We start from the raw sequence: 21,597 nt of genomic DNA, 5'->3' as shown, positions 1-21,597 counted from the left end.
CACGTCCCGGCCCGTCCCCACGGCTGGCCTGGGCCCACCCTGTCACAACGGGCGGGCGGAGCCCGGTGTGCCCCGGGTGAAGGTTCAGCGGCCGTCGTACCCGGCGGTCGGCATGGAGAGGCGGCGGTGGACCCGGGCCTTCATCTGGGCGTCGTACGACGGTTCCGCGCACCCCACCGTCTCGACCCGCACCCCGCGCCGCGCGCACTCGGCGGTGAACTCGTCGACGGAGGTCAGCGCCTGCTCCAGGACCCGCCGGCTGGGCGCCACGAAGAGGTCGAGGCCCGCCTCGACGCCGTTCCACAGGGCACCGTGGTCGGGGCGCAGACCGCGTACGAGCAGCTCCCGGGTGACGACGTAACCGTGCTCGGCGGCCCAGCGGGCGCACATCGCGTGCTGGCTGCGGGAGTCGACGAGGAACGGCTCCTCGTCCAGTTCCTCGAGCGGTGTCAGGCTGGCGATCGCGGTGACCCTCGGTACCGCACCGGGCAGGCCGACGGCGGCGTGCGTGTGTCCCATGGCGTCCCCCTCAGCTCCGGGCTTCCCCGCTCACCTCAGGGTTTCCCCACTCGCCCCGGGTTTCCCGCCGACCCTACTCCTGCCCGTAGTCTTCGGGGAGTCGCGCGAAGGAGGCAAAGGGGTGCCGGTGGAGATCACCTGGTGGGGTCACGCCACCTGTACGGTCGAGGACTCGGGCGTACGCGTGCTCACCGACCCCCTGTTCGTGCGCCGGCTCGCCCATCTGCGCCGTCGTCGGGGCGAGTTGCCCCCGCCCGGCGCCTGGCGCGCGGACGTGGCGCTCGTCTCCCATCTGCACTCCGACCACCTCCACGTGCCCTCTCTCGCGCGTCTCGCGCCGGGCGCGCGCCTGATCGTGCCCCGGGGGGCGCCGAGGGCGGTGCCGGGCCTGTCGCGCAGGCTGGCCCATCTCCGCATCACGGAAGTGGCCCCCGGGGACCACACCAAGGTCGGGGACCTGGTCGTACGGGCCGTGTCCGCACGGCACGACGGGCGGCGGCTGAACGTGGGACCGCAGCGGGCGCCCGCGCTCGGCTTTGTGATCGAGGGCGAGGCGCGGACGTATTTCGCCGGGGACACGGGTCTGTTCGCGTCGATGGCCGAGGAGGTCGGGCCGGTCGACGCGGCGCTGCTGCCGGTCGGCGGCTGGGGGCCGTATCTCGGTGAGGGGCATCTGAACGCGGAGCGGGCGGCGGAGGCGCTGGCCCGGCTGTCGCCGCGCAGCGCGGTGCCGGTGCACTACGGCACGTACTGGCCGATCGGGCTGGACGCCGTGCGCCCCCATGAGTTCCATGCGCCGGGCGAGGAGTTCGTGCGGCTCGCGGCGGAGCGTGCGCCCACGGTCGACGTGTACCGGCTGGAGCACGGGGAGAGCGTGCGCCTGGAGGTCGCACGGTGATGGTGGTCCTGGCCGCCGCCTCGACCTCGGGGCAGGGGTCGGCGGGGCAGGCGATCGGCTATCCGACGCTGTTCCTGCTGGTGCTGATCGGGGCGCTGGTGCCGGTGGTGCCGACGGGGGCGCTGGTGAGTTCGGCGGCCGTGGTGGCCTTTCACCAGACCGCGCCGCTCGCCATGGTCCTGGTGTTCGTGGTGGCCTCGCTGGCCGCGTTCCTCGGCGATGTGGCGCTGTACTGGCTGGGCCGGCGCGGGATGGACTCGAAGAACGGCTCGCGCTGGCTGGCGGCGATCCGCAACCGGGCGCCCGAGGACCGGCTCGCGCAGGCCCAGGAGAAGCTGAGCCGGCACGGGGTGGCGGTCCTGGTGCTGTCCCGGCTGGTGCCTGCCGGCCGCATCCCGGTGATGCTGGCCTGCTTGATGGCGAAGTGGCCGGTGCGCCGCTTCGCCCGCGGCGACGTCCCGGCCTGCCTCGCCTGGGCCGCCACGTACCAGCTGATCGGCGTCCTCGGCGGTTCCCTCTTCGACGAGCCGTGGCAGGGCGTGGTGGCGGCGGTCGCGCTGACGCTGACGATCAGCGCGGCGCCGAGTGTGTGGCGGCGGGTGCGTGGGATCCGCGGGGCGGCCTGAGCGGGAGGGCCGGGCCGGGCCCGGCGCCACCAGCCCGTCCGGCGTTTGAGGACGAGCGCGTTCAGCGCGATACGGGGGTTCGGGGGCGGAGCCCCCGAGGATGGGACGGGTAGGGGCGGCGGGGGCGAGAACAACTCAGCCCAGCACCCGCGAACCCCCCACCGGCAGGTCCCACAGGTCCTCTCGGGGCAGGCCGGCCGTCTCCCACGCTGCCCGCACCCGGGTGAGCGGTTCGAGCACCGGCTCGGCGGACAGCACGAAGGTCGCCCAGTGCATGGGCGCCATCCGGCGAGCGCCGAGGTCCATGGCGGCCTGTACCGCCTCCTCCGGGTCGCAGTGGACGTCGCTGAGCCACCACCGCGGGTCGTACGCGCCGATCGGCAGCAGCGCGAGGTCGATGCCTGGGTAGCGCTGTCCGATGCGGGCGAACCAGTGGCCGTACCCGGTGTCGCCCGCGAAGTAGACGCGCTGCCCGTCCAGGTCGGTGAGCACCCAGCCGCCCCAGAGGGTGCGACAGGTGTCGGTGAGGCCGCGCTTGGACCAGTGGTGGGCCGGTACGAAGTCGAAGCGGACGCCGTCCAGTTCGGCCGCCTCCCACCAGTCGAGCTCGGTGACGTGGGTGAACCGGCGGCGCCGGAACCAGCGGCCGAGTCCGGCCGGCACGAACACCGGGGTGTCGCGCGGGAGTCTGCGCAGGGTCGGGGCGTCCAGGTGGTCGTAGTGGTTGTGGCTGATGACGACGGCGTCGATGTGCGGCAGCGCGCTCCAGGCGACGCCCACGGGGGTGATCCGGGCCGGTGTGCCGAGGATACGGCGGGACCAGACGGGGTCGGTGAGGACGGTGAGCCCGCCGATCCTGACCACCCAACTGGCGTGCCCCGCCCAGGAGACGGCGATGGTGCGCGCGTCCACGCGGGGCAGCGGTCCGGGTTCGAAGGGCAGCCGCGGGATGTCGGCGAGGCCTTCCGGGGTCGGCCGCACCGCGCCTTCTCTGGCGAATCTGGCCATGCCTTTGAGGCCGGGCAGCGGGGTGGTCAGCCGGTCGGCGAAGGAGCGGGGCCACGCCCTGCTCCCGCGCAGCGGCCGAAGCGCCTCGGTCGAGGTGGTGGTCGTGGTGGTCGCGCTCGCGCTCGTAGTCGTGCTGGTGCTCGTGGTCGACTCGGACTGCTGCGTCATCGAGGAGGCTCCCGTCGCTGAGCGTCGTCACAGAGATCGTCGAAGATCGATCCCACCAAGGCCAACGCGCGTCGCACGTGTGGCAGTTCCAGTGGTTCGGGTGATATGAGCGACTGCGCTCGTTCCTCGGGCGTGTCACCGAGCAGCGCGCCCGTGTCCAGCCGGACGCGCAGTGCCGCGAGGTCGTCCCCGAACCGGTGACCGCCCGGCGTGGGCATCCCGAGCCGGGCGGTGAGGCGGTCCTCCAGTTCCTGGGCATCGCCGACACCCAGGGCGCCGAGCGCGGTCCGCAGGGGGCCGAGATCGACGTACAGATGGCGGCCGGCTCTCGGTGGCCGGGCCAGACAGCCCGCGGCGACGACCGCGTGGTGCGCGGCGGTGGCCACGCGCGCGTGCAGGCGTACGGCGGCGGTGAGCCGTTCGGTGACGGGCTCGGGCTCGCCGAGCGCATAGCCGGCCGCTGCGGCGACCGGTTCGGCGATCCGGGCGCCGAGCGCGGTGAGTACGTCGAGCACGCGCGCGCGTAGGGCGTCCCCGGAGGCGTTGGCCGGGAAGCGGGCGAGGGCTGCGGGCCAGCCCGACGGCAGCAGCGCGCCGCACAGGTCGGTGACGACGGTGACCCTGTCCGGCAGCATCTCGGCCGGGCTGAGCAGCACGGTGTCGTGGGGCCGGTGCAGGGTGTCGCGCCAGGTCTCGTCGCTGACCAGGTGGAGCCCTTCTCCGGCGGCGGCCTCGACGGCCTCGTGCAGGAGTTCGGGTGGTGCCACGGTGGCCGTCGGGTCGTCCGCCACGGACAGGACGAGCAGCCGGGGATCGCCGCCCTCGGCACGCACCCTCCGTACGGTCTCCAGCAGGGCGTACGGGTCCGGCACGCCCCCGCACTCGGCCGGCGTGGCCACGTGGAACACGGATCTGCCCAGCGCCCGCACCTGGGGCGCCCACCAGGCCGCGCAGGGCCGGGGCACCAGGACGTCGCCACCGATCGCGGCGGTCAGCGCGTGCAGCAGGGCGGGGGCGCCGGGCGCGGCGGCCACCTGGTCGGGTTCGGCGGGCAGTCCGCGCCGGGTCCAGTAGCCGCAGGCCGCGTCGAGGAGCGCGGGAGCGCCGCCGGTCGGCTGGGCGTCGGGGCGACCGGCCGCGGCGGCGAGTACCGCGGCGAGTTCGGGCAGGACGGGGAGTCCGTCGCCGGGGAACGGCGGGCCGTAGCGGACGGGGCCGTGCCCCTGGGGATCCGTCCGCCGCATGCGTACCTCCGCGGGGTTGCTGGTGCGGTTCCTGTGCCTGCTGTGGCTACGGCTACGAGTACCCACGGTCAGAGGGACCCATGGGAGCCCGCCCGGGTTGCTTCCCCTGTACTGGGGCTCCACCTCGGGTCAGGAGCGCGTGGACGTTCCCCTGCGCCGCAGCCGGTGCACGGCGGCCCCTCCCGCGCCCGCGATGAGCACTCCCCCGGCGACCAGTGCGGGCACGGAGTCGGTGAAGGCGCCGCCCTGACCGGCATGCACCCCGCGCTGCACCGGCGCGGGCGTGGGCTCGGAGGGGTGCGTGGGGCAGGCGGACACCTCCTGGAAGTCGCCGTTCCGGGGGTCACCGACGTGCGAGCCGGCGCCACAGGTGCCGGTGCCGTCGCGCGTCACCGTGAACGTCGCCTTCCACGCCTTGCCCTGGCCCCCGGCCTGCCCCGGACACGTACCGTCGGCCGACCATTCGGCGGCCGGGGCGCTCGCGTTCTGGTCGCCCTCGAAGCTCCAGGCGGGCGCGATCTTCGCGGTGCCGCTGTAGGCGGGGCCGGTCACCTGGTCGTCGTTGCCGGGGACCTGCTGGAGCTGGACGGTGCCCTGCTCGAAGCCCTGCGAGTGCGCGTCGATGGACGCGGGCGGGGTCCCGCCGGTCGCGTCGCAGGCCACAGAGACGGTGACGGTGCCGCCGGGGCCGACGGTGCCCGGGCTGACCTCCCCGGCGGCGTCCGCGGACACGGCCGTGGCGGCGGCACCCAGGGCGGCACCCGCCAGAGCGGCGGCGGACAGGACACGGGCGGTGCGGCGCATGGGCTGGGCTCCTTCGAGCGGCGGCTGCGGGGCACGTCGGGTGATGCCCCGCACCCCATGACAGCCCGCCCGGCGTCGGGGCGCGCGCGGCCGGACACCATTCGCGGGACAGACGCGCCCGAGCGGGTGACGCTGCCCACGGCGGCGGGACGGGCAACGGCTTCCGCCCGCCCGTTCGACGACGGACCGCGTGCGCAGCGGAGTGCAGAGCTGCTCCGGCTCGGTGAGCGCGGCGCGGCGCGGCGCGGCAGGAGCGGTCGCGGAGCCCGCGACAACTGCCACTGCCAGTGATGGCGACGGGCCCGGACCGGTCTGGGCCAGGTCTAGGCCGCGTCCCTCATGACCTGGTCCCGCAGCCGGTTGCAGGAGCGGCTGATCAGGCGGGAGACATGCATCTGGGAGATGCCGAGCTCCTCGGCGATGCAGCTCTGGGTCATGTCTCCGAAGAACCGCATGTAGAGGATGGCGCGTTCACGCTCGGGCAGTGCCTGCAGCCGGGGCTTGACCGCCTCACGGTCGATGACGATGTCGAGGGCCGGGTCGGGTGCGCCGAGGGCGTCGCTGAGGGAGTATCCGTCCTCGCTGCCGGGGAGTTCGGCGTCGAGGGAGAGCGCGGTGAAGCTCTCCAGGGCCTCCAGGCCGACCTTGACGTCCTCCTCGGTCATGTTGGCGTGCTCGGCTATCTCGGCGATGGTGGGCCTGCGGCCCGAGATGGTCTGCGACAGGTCCTGGGTGGCGAACCGTACGCGGTTACGGAGGTCCTGGACCCGGCGAGGCACGTGCAGGGTCCACATGTGGTCGCGGAAGTGACGCTTGATCTCACCGGTGATCGTGGGGACGGCATAGCTCTCGAAGGCGTTGCCGAGCTCGGGGTCGTAGCGGTCGACGGCCTTGACCAGGCCCAACGCGGCGACCTGGCGCAGATCGTCCAGGCTCTCGCCCCGGCTCCGGAAACGGCCCGCGAGCCGGTCGGCCATGGGCAGCCAGGCCTCGACGATCTTCGCCCGGAGGGTGTCGCGCCGCTGACCCGGAGGGAGCGCGGCAAGCCTGCGGAACGCCTCCGCGGTGTCGGGGGCGTCGTTGTGGGGGTGGCGCTTCGGACTCGTTCGAGTTCGCATGATGCGTCGCAACTCCCTAGGAGTGCTCGGGTTGGACGGGTCCCCGCGGGAGGATGCGCACAACCGGGACAGACACACCCGGGTCGGTGATCCACCGCTCCCACGGACGTGCCTCCTGTCCGAAGCACTGATGCTGCGCCTGCCCCGCCCTATGCCTGCCAAACAGGTTCTCGAGAGCGTCGTCCGGCGACGAGGTCTTCGGCCGCCCGGCGACGGAGTCGACAGCAGCCGTTCACCGGGCGTCGGCTCGCTGTGGTGCTGTCGGTCCGGGTCAGCACACCGAGGTCCTGGCTCGCGTCCAGGACCTGTGTCGATACGACGTCCAGGCGTGTCCGATCGGTCCCGCGCCGGAGCCCGTACCGGCACAGGTCGCAGGCTCCGTGTCGCCGTACGACCCGTGCCCCTGGGCAGGCGGTGCCTGCCTGCAGAACGGCCTGCCCAGGTACTGCCGATGTGCGGGAGTGCGGGTCAGGCTCCCGGGTGTGGCGATCAGCACCTCGTACGCCTCACCGAACTCGGCACCGGTCAGCTCGGCGATCTGCGACCTCGGCATCGCGAGTCACCCGATCAAACAGCAGTTGACTCGTCAGATACTTCTCGGCTCTTGCCACATGAGCCATATCGAGATGGCTGGCGGCATCGGATCAGCGTTGCCACAGCGCCGCAGGTCAGGGCAGCCGGGGCATGGGATCCCGAGCCGTGCGGCCGAAGACGCGGAGATGGCGGGCGGGGCAGCCGAGCCGACCGACCGGTCCACCGCGGCCGACCGGGCGGTCCACTGCCACCACCCGGGGTTCACCCGTGCGAGGGCGGCACCGCGAAGAGCAGGCAGCTGCTGGTGGCGTGGGCGAGGAGTCGGTCCTTCGCGTCGACCAACTGGGCCTGGGCGAGGGCGGTTCGGCGCCCCTTGTTGACGAGCGTGCCGATGGCGCGCACCGTTCCCGTGTCGACGGTGATCGGGCGCAGGAATTTCACCGTCAGGTCGAGCGAGGTGTACGCCATGCCCTGCGGAAGCGTGGACTGGACGGCGCAGCCCGCCGCCGAGTCGAGCAGGGTGGCGAAGATGCCGCCGTGCACGCCGCCGATCGGGTTGTAGTGCTCCTCGCCCGGAGTCAGGGAGAAGACCGCCCTGCCGGGTTCCACCTCGGTCAGGGTGAAGTCGACGGCATGGTTGACGGGCGGCGCCGGCAGCCGCCCCGCCTGCAGCTCGCGCAGGAAGTCGAGGCCTGCCATGCGTCCGGCGGCCTCCGCCAGGATCGCGGGGTCTTCCCATTGATACGTACGTGAACGTCCCACGGCCGAGCGCCTCCTCATCTGACTTTTACAGGCGAAGCTAGCCTTCGGCCCGCCTGACTGTCAATGACGAAGCCAGAGTCGTACGATGGCGGCATGGAGTGGCTTGAGGCGAGCACGGAGAACTGCCCCGTCCAGCGCACGCTCGACGTGGTCGGAGAGAAATGGACGCTGCTGATCCTTCGTGACGCCGTCAACGGAGTCCGCCGCTTCGACGACTTCCACCGCCACATCGGCCTGTCGGAAGCCGTGCTCAGCGACCGCCTCCGCAAGCTGACCGCGGCCGGCATCCTCAGGACCGCCCCCTACCGGGAGCCCGGCAGCCGACCCCGCAACGAGTACCGCCTGACCCGCAAGGGCTGGGACCTGTGGCCCGTCCTGATGGCACTGACCCAGTGGGGCGAGACCTACGCCCTCGGCCCCGAGGGACCGGTGCTGGACGTCCGCCACACCGACTGCGACGCCCCCGTCCGCGTGGTCGTCGAATGCTCCGCGGAACACTCCGTGCTCACCCCGGGGGAAGTCACCGCCCGGCTGGGACCAGGGGCCCGCCTCCGTACATGACCCGCCGATGAAGCACCGCCGTGGTGTGTCGGCGGCGCATCGTCGGGTACCCGGTCAGCACCTTCGTGACCGAGTATCGGAAAACGGCCGCCCGGCGACTTGGGCCACTGGTCGGCCACTCGCAGGTCGGCCACCGACGGTTCCGCCCTCGTCGCGGCGGTCGCGGCCCATCGGCACTGGGATCCTCCCCCGGTGCGCCGCTGAGAATTCACCCGCTGCGGCCCGTGCCGCTGCCGGGAGCCCTCGGGCCCCGGGCAGCGGCACCGATGCTCACTGCTGCGAGCAGTCCCGGTCCCGGGCGCCCTCGCGGGTGCGGCCCGTGGCGACCCGGCGGCGCGGATGACGGCGCAGATACTCGCCCTCCAGCTGCGCCATACGATCGTTGTGGGCGCGCAACGCGTCGTTCGACGCGTGCAGCAGCGTGTCGTGCCGGGTCCGGTGGATCGTCTCCAGCTCCTTCATCAGCTGTTGGTCGTCCAACCGGCCCGGGTCGACTCCGTTCATGGTGGCACCCCGCTCCGTCGAGTCCTTCGGTACGCCCCGGGTACCCGTGACCGCCCGGGCGAAGCGCCCCCTACCGGGCCCGTTCCACCCGCCGCTCGTCCCACACCGGCTCGGGGGTCTCGCGGACCCGCCCGTCGCTGCCGAAGACCAGATACCGGTCGAACGACCGAGCGAACCAACGGTCGTGCGTGACCGCGAGGACCGTGCCCTGGAACGCCTCCAGCCCTTCCTGGAGCGCCTCCGCGGACTCCAGGTCGAGGTTGTCCGTCGGCTCGTCCAGCAGCAGCGCCGTGACACCCTCCAGCTCCAGAAGCAGGATCTGGAAGCGGGCCTGCTGTCCTCCGGAGAGCCGGTCGAAGCGCTGCTCGGCCTGGGCGGTCAGCTCGTAGCGGCGCAGCCGGGAACTGGCCGCGCCCCGGTCCTGCGAGTGTTCGGCCCACAGGATGTCGAGGAGCGTACGGCCCTCCAGCTCGGGGTGGGCGTGCGTCTGGGCGAAGTGCCCGGGCACGACCCGCGCGCCGAGTTTCCACTCGCCCGTGTGGTTCACGGTGTCACCGGCGAGCAGCCGCAGGAAGTGCGACTTGCCGGAGCCGTTGGAGCCGAGGACGGCGACCCGTTCGCCGTAGAAGACCTCCAGGTCGAAGGGTTTCATCAGCCCGGTGAGCTCAAGTCCCTTGCAGGTGACGGCCCTTACGCCGGTCCGGCCGCCCTTGAGCCGCATGGTGATGTCCTGCTCGCGCGGCGGCTCGGGCGGCGGCCCGGCCTCCTCGAACTTCCGCAGCCTGGTCTGCGCGGCCTGGTAGCGGGACGCCAACTCATGGCTGATGGAGGCCGCCTGACGGAGGTTCAGCACCAGCTTCTTCAGCTGGGCGTGCTTCTCGTCCCAGCGTCGGCGCAACTCCTCGAAGCGCGCGAACCGTTCGGCCCGCGCCTCGTGGTAGGTGGCGAACCCGGCGCCGTGCACCCACGCGTCGGCGCCTGCGGGCCCCGGTTCGACGGACACGATCTTCTGCGCGGACCGGGAGAGCAGCTCCCGGTCGTGGGACACGAAGAGAACCGTCTTCCGCGTCTCCGCGAGCCGCTCCTCCAGCCACCGCTTGCCGGGTACGTCGAGGTAGTTGTCGGGCTCGTCGAGCAGCAGCACCTCGTCGGTGCCCCGCAGCAGCGCCTCCAGCACGAGCCGCTTCTGCTCACCGCCGGACAGCGTGCGCACCAGCCGCCACTGCGCCTTCTCGTACGGCACCCCGAGCGCGGCCGTGGTGCACATGTCCCACAGGGTCTCGGCCTCGTAGCCACGCGCCTCGGCCCAGTCGGAGAGGGCCTGCGCGTACTGGAGCTGGGCCGCCTCGTCGTCGACGGTCAGCATGCCGTGCTCGGCCAGGTCGACCGCCTTGGCGGCCTCCTGGATCCGCGGGGTGGCGACCGACACGAGCAGGTCCCGTACGGTCGTCTCGTCCCGTACGGAGCCCACGAACTGGCGCATCACGCCGAGCCCGCCGCTCACGTTGACGGTGCCGCCGTGCGGTTTCAGCTCGCCGGAGATCAGCCGCAGCAGAGTCGTCTTCCCGGCGCCATTGGGTCCCACGAGGGCCACGACGGCCCCCTCGCCCACCCGGAACGACACATCGCCGAGCAGCGCCCTCCCGTCGGGAAGGTAGTACTCAAGATGCGCTGCTTCGAGGTGTCCCATGAGGCGCATTCTGCGGGCCGACAGCGACCCCCGGCAAACCCATAAACGCACGGCCGCCGACACACACACGCGCGCGGGCAAAGGGTTCTGGCCGGCTCCGGTGCGCACCGGCGTCCCAAGGCGGCGCGGGGAACCGCGCGACCGGCCCTGCCGGGCCCGCGGCGAAGAACCCGCCTACCCGGCGGAACCGAGCCGTTCCCCGGCAGGCCCGCTCCCCGCCTCCGCCCCGGCCTCCGCGACAACCGCGCCCGCCCAGGACAGCGCCTTCCACCCGTCCGTCGGCGAACCCTCCAGGACGACCACACCGGTGTTGTCGAGCCGATGTTCCGCGGCGAAGGGCACGTCGACGTTGTCCGCGCGAGCCGCCGCCCACATCCGGATTGCGGCGCCGTGGCTGACCATGGCGACCGTGCCGGCTCCGTCGCCCGCGGCCTCCGCGACGACCGCGTCGAACCGCCCGAGGGCCTCGGCCCCGTTCTCCCCGCCCGGCATGCGCAGCTCCGTGTCACCGGCCGCCCAGGCGAACACGGTGGTCATGTAGAGGTCCGCCGATTCGGCGTCACCCCGCATCTCCAGGTCCCCGGCGGCCACCTCCCGGATCCCGTCCCGCACCCGCACGTCGAGACCGCGCGCCCCGGCCAGCGGGGCGGCGGTCAGCTGCGTACGGATCAGGGTGGAGGCGTACAGCGCCTCGATGTCCTCGCCCGCGAGAGCCTCCGGCAGGGCGGCGGCCTGCCGCTCGCCCAGCTCGGTCAGTCCGGCCCCCGGAACCGCCGTGTCCAACAGGAACCGCACGTTCGACGGGGTCTGACCGTGCCGGATGAGCAGCAGACGCATACGGGTTCCCTCTCGTCCAACGACCTCGCGACAAGCCCTCTGACCGGCCCGACAAGACAAAAAGGCTCTCTTCAGGGTACCCAAAGGGTCATGACCGCAGACATCATCGACCTCACCGTTCCGCTGCCCGGCCGTCACGCCCTGCGCGAGAACCTGCTGAAACTCGACTTCCGCCTGTTCGAGACCGCCGCCACGCGGCACTGGCCGGGCGCGGAGCGCGTCCTGCCGAGGCTGAGCCGCAGCGCGAACCACGGCGTCCTGTGGTTCGCGACGGCAGCCGCCCTGGCGGCCACCGGGAGCCCCCGGGCCCGCCGGGCCGCCGTCCGGGGCCTCGCCTCCCTCGCCGTGGCATCCGCGACGATCAACACGGTCGGCAAGCGGTCCGTACGCCGCCCCCGCCCCGTACTGGACGCCGTGCCGAGGGTCAGGCAGCTGAAGCGGCAGCCGATCACCACGTCCTTCCCTTCCGGTCATGCCGCGTCGGCGGCCGCCTTCGCGACCGGTGTCGCCCTGGAGTCCAGGGGCCTGGGCACTGTGGTGGCGCCGATCGCCTTCTCGGTGGCGATGTCCCGTGTCTACACCGGCGTCCACTTCCCCAGTGACGTGCTGGCGGGCGCGGCCCTGGGCGCGGGCGCCGCGTTCGCCGTACGGAAGCTCGTGCCGACCTTCGACCGGTCGGCTCCCCCGGCCCGGCCGTCCGGCCGCAACTGACCCCTGTCCGCGGCCCATTGAACGACCCTGTCCACATCTCAAGACGTGGGTCTCATTATTCGGCACGACTGCGTACGGTGATGAGCGAGTCGTTCGAAGCGGGTCGTTCGAGAAGACGAGAAGGGGCACGGTCATGTCCAAGCCGCAGTCGCAGCCGCAGGAGACCGCCGTCTACACGCACGGGCACCACGAGTCCGTGCTCCGCTCGCACACCTGGCGCACGGCCGCCAACTCGGCGGCGTACCTCCTCGGTTCGCTGAAGCCGCACATGAGGATCCTGGACATCGGCTGCGGCCCGGGCACGATCACCGCGGACCTGGCCGAACTGGTCCCCGACGGGCAGGTCACCGGCGTCGACCGGGCGCCGGGCATCCTGGACCGGGCCAGGGCCACGGCAGCCGAACGGGGCCTGGGCAACGTCGAGTTCGCGGTCGCGGACATCCACGCGCTGGACTTCCCGGACGACACGTTCTGCGTGGTCCACGCCCATCAGGTGCTCCAGCACGTGGGTGACCCGGTGCGGGCGCTGAGCGAGATGCACCGGGTCACCAGACCGGGCGGCTATGTCGCCGTCCGCGAGTCGGACTATCTGGCCATGGCCTGGTATCCGGCGTCGGAGGGCATGGACGACTGGCTGGACCTGTACCGGCGGGTGGCCCGGGCCAACGGGGGCGAGCCGGACGCGGGGCGCCGGCTGAAGTCCTGGGCACTGCGGGCCGGGCTCACGGACATCACGGCCACGTCCAGCACATGGACGTTCGCGGACAGCGACGAGCTCGCCTGGTGGAGCGGCCTGTGGGCGGACCGGACGCTCGCGTCGGCGTACGCCGAGCGGGCCACAGAAGGCGGGCTGGCGTCCCCGGAGCAGTTGCGGGCCGTCTCGGAGGCCTGGCGGGAGTGGGGACGGCGGAACGACGCCTGGTTCACCGTCCCGCACGGAGAGATTCTCTGCCGAAAGGCCAAATGATTCCCTCCGCGGACGACTGAGACGCCGATTCGGGGAAACTCGGAGTCCAGGAGGTTCACTATGGTTCCCATTCTGCTCGTACTGCTTCTGGCCCTGATTCTCTTCGGCGCCGGATTCGCGGTGAAAATACTCTGGTGGATCGCACTGATCGTGCTTGTCGTCTGGCTGCTGGGCTTCCTGATGCGGAGCACGAGCGCAAGCGGGTCAAGGGGTCGCTGGTATCGCTGGTAGCAGCCGTCAGCGGGTGATCAGCCCCTGGACAGCAGGGTGCGCTGCGGCCCGAGGACCGGATTCCGGTCCTCGGGCCGCAATTCACTCACCGTCCTCCGCGAACGCCCGTTGATTGCCGGTTTCTTCCGCCGGACAGCAGGTCCGCGACCGCTTGCGGACTCAGCTGCATCCGCTCGGCGTCCATTACGGCGCCAACGGCGAAGACCGGTTTCAGTTTCTTCGTACGCCCAGGACATATCCCGCCCCTACCGCGAGGCCCAGTTCCACCCGGTTCATTCTCGTACCGTCCCGTTGTCGGTGCCGGCGTGGAACCCGCGGGCTCGGAAGGACACGTCGGCCGGTCCGCGGCCCGGCCCGCACCCGTCGTACCGCGCCGTCGCTCACGGCGCGATCACCTTTTCCGCGAGCAGCCGGCCCGCCGCCATGATCGCCTCGGCGTCGATTCCCGCGGCGTGCAGTTGCTCGTCGGGGCTCACCGAGCCGGGCATCGTACGGACGGCGAGGCGTGCCAGACGGGGCAGTGGCCGTCCGTCGAGAAAGGCATCGAGGACCGCGTCCCCGATCCCGCCCTCCTCGCGGTGGTCGGTCGGGTTCAGCAGGGTGATGTCGGCCTTCTGCCGGGTCAGCCGGGCCAGGGTGCGGGCCGTCCGGTACCCGGCGAAGCCCGCGCCGACGATCAGGATGCGGGGTCGACTCATGTTTTCGCCTCCGACGGGGTCGCGCGTACAGAACCTTCGGTCGTCGTACGTACGCCGTATGGGCGACTTACGGAGCTGTCCGCGTCCCCCTGTTCAGGGCACCCAAACGTCCGTCGGGGCGCGGTTCCGCCGCCGAGGGTCCGGCATCCGCGCGCCGGTTTCCCCGCCGCGCGCTGGGTACCCGGAGCACACCCCGACCGCCCTTTTTCCGGAGGTGCTTCCCCATGCCCGAATACGGCTGCTTCCTCGCGTGCGAGGAATTCGGTCCGGCGGAACTCGTCGAGCAGGCGAGGCAGGCCGAACAGGCCGGGTTCCAGGCACTGTGGATCTCGGACCACTACCACCCGTGGAACGACGCCCAGGGCCAGAGCCCCTTCGTGTGGTCCGTGATCGGCGCGCTGTCGCAGGCGGTGTCGCTGCCCATCGAGACGGCGGTGACGTGCCCGACCGTGCGGATGCACCCGGCGGTGGTGGCGCAGGCCGCGGCGACGAGCGCGGTGATGACGGACGGAAGGTTCCGGCTCGGCGTCGGCACCGGCGAGGCGCTGAACGAGCACATCCTCGGTGATCGGTGGCCGCCCGCGCACACCCGTCTGGAGATGCTGGAGGAGGCGATCCAGGTGATGCGGCGCCTCTTCACCGGCGAGGAGGTCAACCACCGCGGCCCCCACTACACCGTGGAGAACGCCCGCCTGTACACCGTCCCGGACGAGCCCGTCCCGATCGACGTCTCCGGCTTCGGCCCCCAGGCCACGGCGCTCGCGGCCCGTGTGGGCGACGGCTACATCACCATGGGTCCCGACGAGGACCTCACGACCCAGTTCCGCAAGGGCGGCGGGGGCTCCGGGCTCGTCAGCGGCGGTACGAAGGTCTGCTACGGCCCCGACCGCGAGGAGGCCGTCCGTACGGTGCACAGGCTGTGGCCCAACCAGTTGCTGCCCGGCGAGATGGGCCAGATCCTGCCCACGCCGCGCCACTTCGAGCAGCTCGGGCCGCTGGTCACCGAGTCCATGGTGAGCGAGAACACGGTCTGCGGACCGGATGTGGACGAACACCTCTCGGAACTGTCGGCCTTCGCCGACGCGGGCTTCGACCGGGTCTACGTCAGTCAGATCGGCCCCGACCAGCGCGGCTTCTTCGACTTCTACCGCACGAAGGTGCTGCCTCAGCTGTCGGCCGGCTGAAGAGGCCGAAACGATCTCCTTTCCCCGCCGACCCCAACTACCCTCGTACCCATGGACATTCTGGGAGCCACGCTGCGCGTCTGCGTCGACGACCTGGAGACCTCGGTCCCCTTCTACGAGCGGCTCGCGGGCGACAGAGCCCAGCGCTTCGAGCGCGGCGGGGTCTCCGTCGCCGCGGTCGGCTGCTTTCTGCTGATGAGCGGTCCCGAGGCCGAGCTGGAGGTGCTGCGCAAGATCGTGGCGACGATCGCGGTGACGGACGTCGACGAGGCCCACCGGGTCCTCACCGAGTCGGGCGCCCGCGTCCTGGCGGGCCCGGTGGCGACTCCGGCGGGCCGCAACCTGATCGCGTTGCATCCGGACGGTTCGGTGTACGAGTACGCGGACCGCGGCACAGGACTCCGGGGCCGGCTACCGACAGCCCCTACTTCCTGAGCATGTCCGAGGTGATCGCCCACCGTTCGTGGTCCCGCCAGGCGCCGTCGATGTAGAGGAAGTCCGGCGAGAAGCCCTCGAGCCGGAAGCCGCAGCGCCGGGCGAGGGCGATCGAGGCGGTGTTGCCGGGCTGCACGTTGATCTCCAGCCGGTGGAGCCGCAGCGGCGGCCCGAAGGCGTACCGGACGACGAGATCGAGCCCCTCGCCCATCAGCCCCCGCCCGGCCGCGTGCGCGAACGCCCCGTATCCGAGGGCGCCGCACAGAAAGCCGCCCTGGACGATGTTGTTGATGTTGATGAACCCGGCGATGTCGCCACCGCTGTCCTTCTCGCACACGAGGAACCCGGCCTTGGCCGGATCCTCGATCAGCCGCCCGGCGTACGAGGCATAGGCGTCCGGGCTCGCCGGCGGAGCCAGCCAGGGGTGATGCAGGGCCTTGCTCTCCCGCACCCGGGCGATGAACCCGGCACCGTCCTCATGGGTGAACGGACGTATGCCCACGCGGGGCCCTTCGGCGAGATATCCACGGTGCTCAGACACTCAGCCACCTTACGCGCGGCCCTTGTTCACCTCCGGCGGCGCATGAAATAGGCCCCGCAGAGCCCGCCGATGACCGTCGTACCGAGCAGCGCCATCCACAACGGCATGGTCACTTCGGGGATCAGCAGCCGGATCCTGGTGGTGCGGGTGTTCTCGAAGATGAAGATCAGGACGAGCAGGGCGAGCGCCCCGACGGCGACCCGGGTGGGCGTCAGCAGCCCCCGCGCACCACCGGTCCCGCCACCGGCGTTGCCACGGCTCTCGGAGGTCTTCGGGCTCATGAGGCCAGCATGAGCCGAGCCGGGGCGTCCCGCGCGCCCGGAGGTACGCCGGACGGGTGACGGCACCGGGGGCCGGCCCGCACCGCTCACCGCAGCGCCGGTTCCTCCAGCGTCAGTGTCCCCGCGTCGGCGTCGAGTTCGGCGGCCACCCCGAACGGGATCGTCAGCGCCCCGTCGCAGTGTCCGAACCCGAATCCCTCCACCACCGGCACCCCGAGCCCGCCGAGCCGGTCGGCGAACACGGCCCGCAGCCCCTCGTACGGACCGCACCGCTCCCACGAGCCGAGCGCGATCCCGGCGACACCGTCGAGCCAGCCGGTGCGCAGCAACTGGGTGAGGGCCCGGTCGATCCGGTACGCGCTCTCCCCCACGTCCTCGATCATGAGCAGCCCGCCGCGCGAACCGGGGCGGGCGTGCGGGGTGCCCTGTTCGGTGGCGAGTATGGCCAGACAGCCGCCGAGGGCGACTCCCCGGGCCCGCCCGGGTACCAGCGCCGAACCGGCTGTGGCGTGGATGACCCGTACCGACTCCGGATCGAACAGCGTGGCCCGCAGATGTTCCTGCGCCCGCGTGTTCTTGAGGAAGTCGACGGCGGACGTCATCGGCCCGTGGAGCGTGGCGAGTCCCAGGCGGACCGCGAACGCCTCGTGCAGCGCGGTGACGTCGCTGTAGCCGACGAGCACCTTGGGCCCGGCCGCTCGCAGCGCGTCCCAGTCGAGCAGGTCGACCATGCGCTGCGCGCCGTAGCCGCCGCGGGCGCACAGCACCGCGTCGATTGTGGGGTCGCACCAGGCGGCCTGGAAGTCCGCGGCCCGGTCGGCGTCCGTCCCCGCCAGGTAGTCGAACTCCCCGTGCCGGTCCAGGACATGGGGTGCGCCGACGGGGTCGAGGTCCCAGCCGCGCAGGACGTCGAGCCCGGCCTGCAGCCGCTCCTCACGGACAGGTCCACTCGGCGCGACGACGGCGACGCGGGCACCCGGGGCGAGTCGCGACGGCCTTGCCAGCGGCTTCACCTGACGAGCTCCAGGGTGGGGATGCCGGGCGGGTTGAGCCCGAAGACCTGTGCGTACAGGGAGAGTTCGGCCTCCAGGACGCGTACGGTCGTGTCCGCCCGCCGGAATCCGTGTCCCTCCCCCTCGAACGCGATGTACCGGTGCGGCACCTGCCGTCCCTCCGCCGCGAGCCGGGCGAGGAACCGCTCGCACTGCACGGGCGGGCAGATGACGTCGTCCAGCCCCTGCAGCAGCAGGAAGGGCGCGGTGATGTCGGCGGCGTGCTCGGCGGGCGAGCGCTCCAGATAACGGGCCGGGACCTCGGCGAGCGGTCCGACCAGGGACTCCAGGTACTGCGACTCGAAGTCGTGGGTCTCCCCCGCTCCCCAGCCCGCCAGGTCGAGGATCGGGTAGAGGATCGTGCCGCAGGCGTAGACGTCGGTGCTGGTGAGGGAGGCCGCCGCGGTCCAGCCGCCCGCGCTGCCGCCCCGGACGGCGAGCCGGGCGCGGTCGGCGGTGCCCTCGTCGGCGAGGGCGAGCGCGACGGCCGCGCAGTCCTCGACGTCGACGACGCCCCACTGTTCGCGCAGCCGGTTGCGGTACTCGCGCCCGTGCCCGGTCGAGCCGCCGTAGTTGACCTCGGCGACGCCGATGCCCCGCGAGGTGAAGTAGGCGATCTCCAGGTCGAGCACGAGGGGCGCCCGCCCGGTCGGCCCGCCGTGCGCCCACACGACGTACGGGGGCAGCTCGTCGCCCGGCGCCGTGTACCAGGGGTGGTGCGGCGGGTAGATGTGCGCGTGGATGTCCCGGCCCTCGGGGCCGGTGAAGGTGCGGATCTGCGGCTCGGGATAGTGCACGGGGTCGACCGGGTCGCGGTGCGCGGCCCCGATGACCCGGGCCCGTCCCGTACGGGTGTCCAGTTCGACGACCTCGTACGCGCTGCGCGGGCTGGCCCCGACGGCGACGATCCGCTCCCCGTGCACGGCGAGGGTGGCCGCGAACTCGGTCCAGGGGCCGGCCGCGTCGACGACGTCGCCGGTCCCGGGGTCCAGGATGCCGAGCGCGGTCGCCCCGCGCCCGTGCACGACCGCGACGGGACCGCCCTCCAGCGGGGCGAACCAGCTCTGTCCGACCTTCCACAGCGCCCCGCCGAACTCCTCCGGGCGGGGACACACGGGTACGTCGTTCCGGTAGAGGTTCCACCAGCCGGAGCGGTCGCTGGCGTACAGCAGCGCTCCGTCGCCCGCCCAGTCCACCTGCGCGATCGACTCCTCGGGCCCTCCGGCGACCGTCCGGGCCCCGCTCAGCGTGCCGTCGGCGCCCACCTCCGCGAGGACCAGCTCGGTCCCGTCCCAGGGCATCCGCGGATGGTCCCAGGCGAGCCAGGCGGCGCGCCGCCCGTCGGGCGAGATCCGGGGTCCGGTGACGAACCGGTGCCGGTCGTCGGTGAGCTCGCGTACGGCGCCACGCTCCTCGGCGGCCGATCCGTCCAGCGGCACGGCGGCGAGCACACGCCGCACATCGGTGGGACCCTCGCCGGTGAACTCCTCCAGTACGCACCAGACTTCACCGAGTTCGAGCCGCAACTGCGGCTCCACCCACCGCAGTCCGCCGCCGACCGGGGACAACGGAGTGAGCGGGCGCGGCTCCTGACCCTCCGCCAGGCAGTACAGCCGCTGGTCGGCGAAGTTGACGAACACGACCAACGGACCGCCGTCGCGGACGGCGCCGGCCCATGGATGGCCGCCGTACTCCATGACCCGGCTGCGCACGTTCCACGGCGCGTCCAGGACCGACTCCTGGGTACCGTCGGCGCGCCGTCGCACCAGGGTGCGTCGGCCGCCCTCGGTGGGTCGGGGCTCGGTCCACCAGGCCTCGTCGCCGACGAAGCCCACGTGGTCGGGGGATCCGTCGTGCTCGGCGGCGAGTTCCGCGTCGATGGGCGAGAACCATGATCCGTACGGCAGTGTCTGCACTGTCTTCCCCACTCCTAGGCCGTGCGCAGGAACCGGTCGAGTACCCGGACTCCGAAGTGCAGCGCCTCGACCGGGACGCGCTCGTCCACACCGTGGAAGAGTGCCTGGTAGTCGAAGCCCTCGGGCAGCTTCAGCGGCGCGAATCCGTACCCGGTGATGCCGAGCCGCGAGAACTGCTTGGCGTCCGTCCCACCTGACATGCAGTAGGGCACCACGAGCCCCTCGGGCGCGAACTCCTCGACGGCGGCGCGCATTCGGGCGTACGTGGGTGAGTCCAGCGGCGCCTGCAGGGCCACCGAGCGATGGTGGAACTCCCAGGTGACGTCGGGGCCGGTGAGTTCGTCGAGGGTCGTACGGAACTCGTCCTCGTGGCCGTGCAGGAAGCGCCCGTCGACGTACGCGACGGCCTCCCCGGGGATCACGTTGACCTTGTAACCGGCGTTCAGCATGGTCGGGTTGGCGCTGTTGCGGACGGTCGCCTCGACGAGCCGGGCGGCGGGTCCGAGCTTGGTGAGCAGCCCGTCGACGTCGTCCAGGTCGGCCACGATCCCGTAGAGGGCGGCGAGTTCGGTGAGAGCGGCTCGGACCGTCGGGGTGAGGCGAAGTGGCCACTCGTACGCGCCGATGCGCGCGACGGCGGCGGCGAGGCGGGTGACGGCGTTGCTGTGGTTGACCTTCGAGCCGTGTCCCGCGCGGCCCTTGGCGGTCAACTTGAGCCAGCCGGTGCCCCGTTCGCCGGCGGCGATGGGGTACAGGTGGTGTCCGCCGCCGTCGTGGAAGGTGAACGCCCCTGATTCGCCGACCCCTTCGGTGCACCCCTCGAACAGCCCCGGGTGTTCGGCGGCCAGGAATTCGGCGCCGTCCTCAGCGCTGTCCTCCTCGTCGGCGGTGAACGCGATCACGATGTCGCGCCGGGGCCGGACGCCCTCGCGGGCCCAGTCACGGACGACGGCGAGGATCATGGCGTCCATGTTCTTCATGTCGACGGCGCCCCGTCCCCAGACGACGCCGTCGCGGATCTCCCCGGAGAACGGGTGCACGCTCCAGTCGTCGGCCCGCGCGGGCACGACGTCGAGGTGCCCGTGCAGGAGCAGCGCGTCGGCGGCGGGGTCGGTGCCCTCGATCCGGGCGACGACGTTGGTGCGCCCCTTGGTCCGCTCAAGGAGCGTGGGTTCGAGGCCGGCCTCGGCGAGCAGCGCGGCGGCGTACTCGGCGGCGGGCCGTTCCTGACAGTCGCCGCCGCCGTGGTTGGTCGTGTCGATCCGGATCAGATCCGAGGTGAACGACACCACTTCGTCGAGCGCCTGCTGCTCAGCCATACTGCTCCTCCACCGCGGCCGAGACGATCGTCGTGACCGCCTTGAAGGTTCGAATGCCCTCGTACATTGTGCCGCTGGTGTACGCCACTTTCCGCTCCCCGCTCCGCTCGACGCCGGGTACGACGGTGGCGGCCATGGCGAGATGCTCGGCGTCGAACTCGAGCGCGACGGTGAACGGCCCGCCGACGACGGGCTCGTGCCGCACGGCGAGGGCGGCGGCCTCCTTCGCGGCGGCCCGGATGTCGGCGGCGGTCCTGGCGGGCGTCCGGCACACGGCCGCGTACCGCGACACATGGTCCTTGACGGCGACCTTCAGCGCCTCGGGCGCGTATCCGAGCGCGTCCTCACAGGCGAGGTCGTCGCCGGTGACGAGAACGACGGGAACCCCGTACTCGGCGACCACATGGGAGTTGAGGAGGCCTTCGCTGGCCCGTACGTCGTTCACCCACACGCCGGTGATGGAGTTGGCGAGGTAGGTGTGGGCGAGGACGCCCTCCATGCCGGCGCCCGCGTGATAGCCGACGAAGGCGATCCCGTCCACATCGCCGTGTTGCACGCCCTCCACCATGGACAGCGACTTGTGGCGCCCGGTGAGCATCTCCACCCGCTCGTCCAGCCGTTCGAGGAGCAGGTTGCGCATGGTCCAGTGGGCCTCGTTGACCAGCACCTCGTCGGCGCCACCGTCGAAGAAGCCGAGCACCGCGGCGTTGACGTCCGAGGTGAACATCGAGCGGCACCGCTCCCACTGCGGGGTGCCCGGCAGCACGTCGGCCGGCCAGGTGACGCCGGTGGCGCCCTCCATGTCGGCGCTGATGAGGATCTTCATGGTGAGACAGTCCCGTCGCAGGTCAGCGGCTCGCTGTCCGAACGTTACGCGCCGGGCTCGGTCCCGGCCAGGAAGCACCGCTTCGACCTCCCGGGTGAACCACGGATCTCCGCGCGGAACCGTTCAGTAGCCGGAACGCGGCGACAGCCCCGCCTCCTTGCGG

The 21,597-nt window shown here is 72.1% G+C and carries 23 protein-coding genes and 3 pseudogenes; 8 read left to right on the top strand and 18 right to left on the bottom strand.

From position 1 onward, the window contains the following. Positions 1-84: 84 nt before the first annotated feature. A complete protein-coding gene (locus OHN74_RS35725) occupies positions 85-519 on the bottom strand; it encodes a hypothetical protein (RefSeq protein WP_327698691.1) in 435 nt (144 codons plus the stop codon). A gap of 121 nt (positions 520-640) precedes the next feature. Between OHN74_RS35725 and OHN74_RS35720 the strand changes: the two genes are divergently transcribed. Together OHN74_RS35720 and OHN74_RS35715 are read left to right on the top strand one after the other, a co-directional pair. Next, the gene (locus OHN74_RS35720) at positions 641-1,417 is read left to right on the top strand and encodes an MBL fold metallo-hydrolase (RefSeq protein WP_327698690.1); all 777 of its coding nucleotides are present in this window, start codon (positions 641-643) and stop codon (positions 1,415-1,417) included. Further along, the gene (locus tag OHN74_RS35715) at positions 1,417-2,043 is read left to right on the top strand and encodes a DedA family protein (protein WP_327700389.1); all 627 of its coding nucleotides are present in this window, start codon (positions 1,417-1,419) and stop codon (positions 2,041-2,043) included. The genes OHN74_RS35720 and OHN74_RS35715 overlap by 1 nt, the downstream gene beginning before the upstream one ends. A 135-nt stretch (positions 2,044-2,178) precedes the next feature. Here the strand turns inward: OHN74_RS35715 and OHN74_RS35710 are convergent, their stop codons facing one another. The 6 genes from OHN74_RS35710 to OHN74_RS35685 form a co-directional block, all read right to left on the bottom strand. Continuing rightward, positions 2,179-3,219 carry an MBL fold metallo-hydrolase gene (locus tag OHN74_RS35710; RefSeq protein ID WP_327698689.1) on the bottom strand — a complete coding sequence of 347 codons (1,041 nt, stop codon included), beginning with the start codon at positions 3,217-3,219 and terminating at the stop codon, positions 2,179-2,181. After that, entirely contained in the window at positions 3,216-4,463 is a 1,248-nt protein-coding gene (locus OHN74_RS35705; protein ID WP_327698688.1) for an aminotransferase class I/II-fold pyridoxal phosphate-dependent enzyme, read from the bottom strand. Before OHN74_RS35705 ends, OHN74_RS35710 begins: the two co-directional genes overlap by 4 nt. Positions 4,464-4,592: 129 nt before the next feature. Next, complete coding sequence (locus tag OHN74_RS35700) at positions 4,593-5,267, bottom strand: hypothetical protein (protein WP_327698687.1); 675 nt, start codon at positions 5,265-5,267, stop codon at positions 4,593-4,595. Between the two features lie 323 nt (positions 5,268-5,590). After that, a complete protein-coding gene (locus tag OHN74_RS35695) occupies positions 5,591-6,385 on the bottom strand; it encodes an RNA polymerase sigma factor SigF (protein ID WP_327698686.1) in 795 nt (264 codons plus the stop codon). A gap of 271 nt (positions 6,386-6,656) precedes the next feature. Continuing rightward, entirely contained in the window at positions 6,657-6,938 is a 282-nt protein-coding gene (locus OHN74_RS35690; protein ID WP_327698685.1) for a hypothetical protein, read from the bottom strand. Between the two features lie 242 nt (positions 6,939-7,180). Continuing rightward, positions 7,181-7,681, bottom strand: coding sequence for a PaaI family thioesterase (locus OHN74_RS35685; RefSeq protein ID WP_327698684.1), 501 nt, complete (start codon positions 7,679-7,681; stop codon positions 7,181-7,183). A gap of 93 nt (positions 7,682-7,774) precedes the next feature. Between OHN74_RS35685 and OHN74_RS35680 the strand changes: the two genes are divergently transcribed. Continuing rightward, a complete protein-coding gene (locus OHN74_RS35680) occupies positions 7,775-8,242 on the top strand; it encodes a winged helix-turn-helix transcriptional regulator (RefSeq protein WP_327698683.1) in 468 nt (155 codons plus the stop codon). 270 nt (positions 8,243-8,512) lie between these two features. Here OHN74_RS35680 and OHN74_RS35675 read toward each other — a convergent pair whose 3' ends face one another. The 3 genes from OHN74_RS35675 to OHN74_RS35665 form a co-directional block, all read right to left on the bottom strand. Next, positions 8,513-8,746, bottom strand: a complete 234-nt coding sequence (locus tag OHN74_RS35675; protein WP_327698682.1) for a DUF6158 family protein — start codon at positions 8,744-8,746, stop codon at positions 8,513-8,515. 70 nt (positions 8,747-8,816) lie between these two features. Then, positions 8,817-10,436, bottom strand: coding sequence for an ABC-F family ATP-binding cassette domain-containing protein (locus OHN74_RS35670; RefSeq protein WP_327698681.1), 1,620 nt, complete (start codon positions 10,434-10,436; stop codon positions 8,817-8,819). Positions 10,437-10,610: 174 nt separating this feature from the next. Beyond that, positions 10,611-11,273 carry a histidine phosphatase family protein gene (locus OHN74_RS35665; protein WP_327698680.1) on the bottom strand — a complete coding sequence of 221 codons (663 nt, stop codon included), beginning with the start codon at positions 11,271-11,273 and terminating at the stop codon, positions 10,611-10,613. Between the two features lie 90 nt (positions 11,274-11,363). On the opposite strand from OHN74_RS35665, the pseudogene OHN74_RS35660 reads away from it, so the two are divergent. The 3 genes and pseudogenes from OHN74_RS35660 to OHN74_RS35650 all read left to right on the top strand — a co-directional run. Continuing rightward, positions 11,364-11,969 (top strand): annotated as a pseudogene (locus tag OHN74_RS35660) (phosphatase PAP2 family protein); the annotation flags it as partial. Between the two features lie 148 nt (positions 11,970-12,117). Next, complete coding sequence (locus tag OHN74_RS35655; RefSeq protein WP_327698679.1) at positions 12,118-12,951, top strand: methyltransferase domain-containing protein; 834 nt, start codon at positions 12,118-12,120, stop codon at positions 12,949-12,951. Between the two features lie 60 nt (positions 12,952-13,011). After that, on the top strand, positions 13,012-13,182 hold the full coding sequence (locus tag OHN74_RS35650) for a hydrophobic protein (protein WP_327698678.1): 171 nt from the start codon (positions 13,012-13,014) through the stop codon (positions 13,180-13,182). A gap of 130 nt (positions 13,183-13,312) precedes the next feature. Here the strand turns inward: OHN74_RS35650 and OHN74_RS35645 are convergent. Beyond that, positions 13,313-13,458, bottom strand: a pseudogene (locus OHN74_RS35645) (DNA primase); the annotation flags it as partial. A 104-nt stretch (positions 13,459-13,562) separates the two neighbouring features. Continuing rightward, a pseudogene (locus OHN74_RS35640) lies at positions 13,563-13,802 on the bottom strand (transketolase); the annotation flags it as partial. 302 nt (positions 13,803-14,104) lie between these two features. Here OHN74_RS35640 and OHN74_RS35635 point away from each other — a divergent pair. Beyond that, positions 14,105-15,064, top strand: a complete 960-nt coding sequence (locus OHN74_RS35635) for an LLM class F420-dependent oxidoreductase (protein WP_327698677.1) — start codon at positions 14,105-14,107, stop codon at positions 15,062-15,064. Positions 15,065-15,115: 51 nt separating this feature from the next. After that, a complete protein-coding gene (locus OHN74_RS35630) occupies positions 15,116-15,499 on the top strand; it encodes a VOC family protein (RefSeq protein WP_327698676.1) in 384 nt (127 codons plus the stop codon). On the opposite strand, the gene OHN74_RS35625 is transcribed toward OHN74_RS35630, so the two are convergent. The 6 genes from OHN74_RS35625 to OHN74_RS35600 form a co-directional block, all read right to left on the bottom strand. Continuing rightward, positions 15,489-16,040 (bottom strand): GNAT family N-acetyltransferase, encoded by a 552-nt coding sequence (locus OHN74_RS35625; RefSeq protein ID WP_327698675.1) that lies wholly within the window; start codon positions 16,038-16,040, stop codon positions 15,489-15,491. The two genes, OHN74_RS35630 and OHN74_RS35625, sit on opposite strands and share 11 nt — an antisense overlap. Before the next feature lie 26 nt (positions 16,041-16,066). Continuing rightward, positions 16,067-16,321 carry a DUF1049 domain-containing protein gene (locus tag OHN74_RS35620; RefSeq protein ID WP_327698674.1) on the bottom strand — a complete coding sequence of 85 codons (255 nt, stop codon included), beginning with the start codon at positions 16,319-16,321 and terminating at the stop codon, positions 16,067-16,069. Positions 16,322-16,407: 86 nt separating this feature from the next. After that, positions 16,408-17,334 carry a S66 peptidase family protein gene (locus OHN74_RS35615; RefSeq protein WP_327698673.1) on the bottom strand — a complete coding sequence of 309 codons (927 nt, stop codon included), beginning with the start codon at positions 17,332-17,334 and terminating at the stop codon, positions 16,408-16,410. Beyond that, positions 17,331-19,289, bottom strand: a complete 1,959-nt coding sequence (locus OHN74_RS35610) for a prolyl oligopeptidase family serine peptidase (RefSeq protein ID WP_327698672.1) — start codon at positions 19,287-19,289, stop codon at positions 17,331-17,333. Before OHN74_RS35610 ends, OHN74_RS35615 begins: the two co-directional genes overlap by 4 nt. Before the next feature lie 14 nt (positions 19,290-19,303). After that, positions 19,304-20,608, bottom strand: coding sequence for a M20/M25/M40 family metallo-hydrolase (locus OHN74_RS35605; RefSeq protein WP_327698671.1), 1,305 nt, complete (start codon positions 20,606-20,608; stop codon positions 19,304-19,306). After that, positions 20,601-21,434 carry a M55 family metallopeptidase gene (locus OHN74_RS35600; RefSeq protein ID WP_327698670.1) on the bottom strand — a complete coding sequence of 278 codons (834 nt, stop codon included), beginning with the start codon at positions 21,432-21,434 and terminating at the stop codon, positions 20,601-20,603. Before OHN74_RS35600 ends, OHN74_RS35605 begins: the two co-directional genes overlap by 8 nt. Positions 21,435-21,597: the final 163 nt, after the last annotated feature.

The organism is Streptomyces sp. NBC_00459, from assembly GCF_036013955.1.
GTDB lineage: Bacteria > Actinomycetota > Actinomycetes > Streptomycetales > Streptomycetaceae > Streptomyces.
Note: the sequence above shows the minus strand (reverse complement) of the source record. Positions and strands in the feature narration are given on the sequence as shown.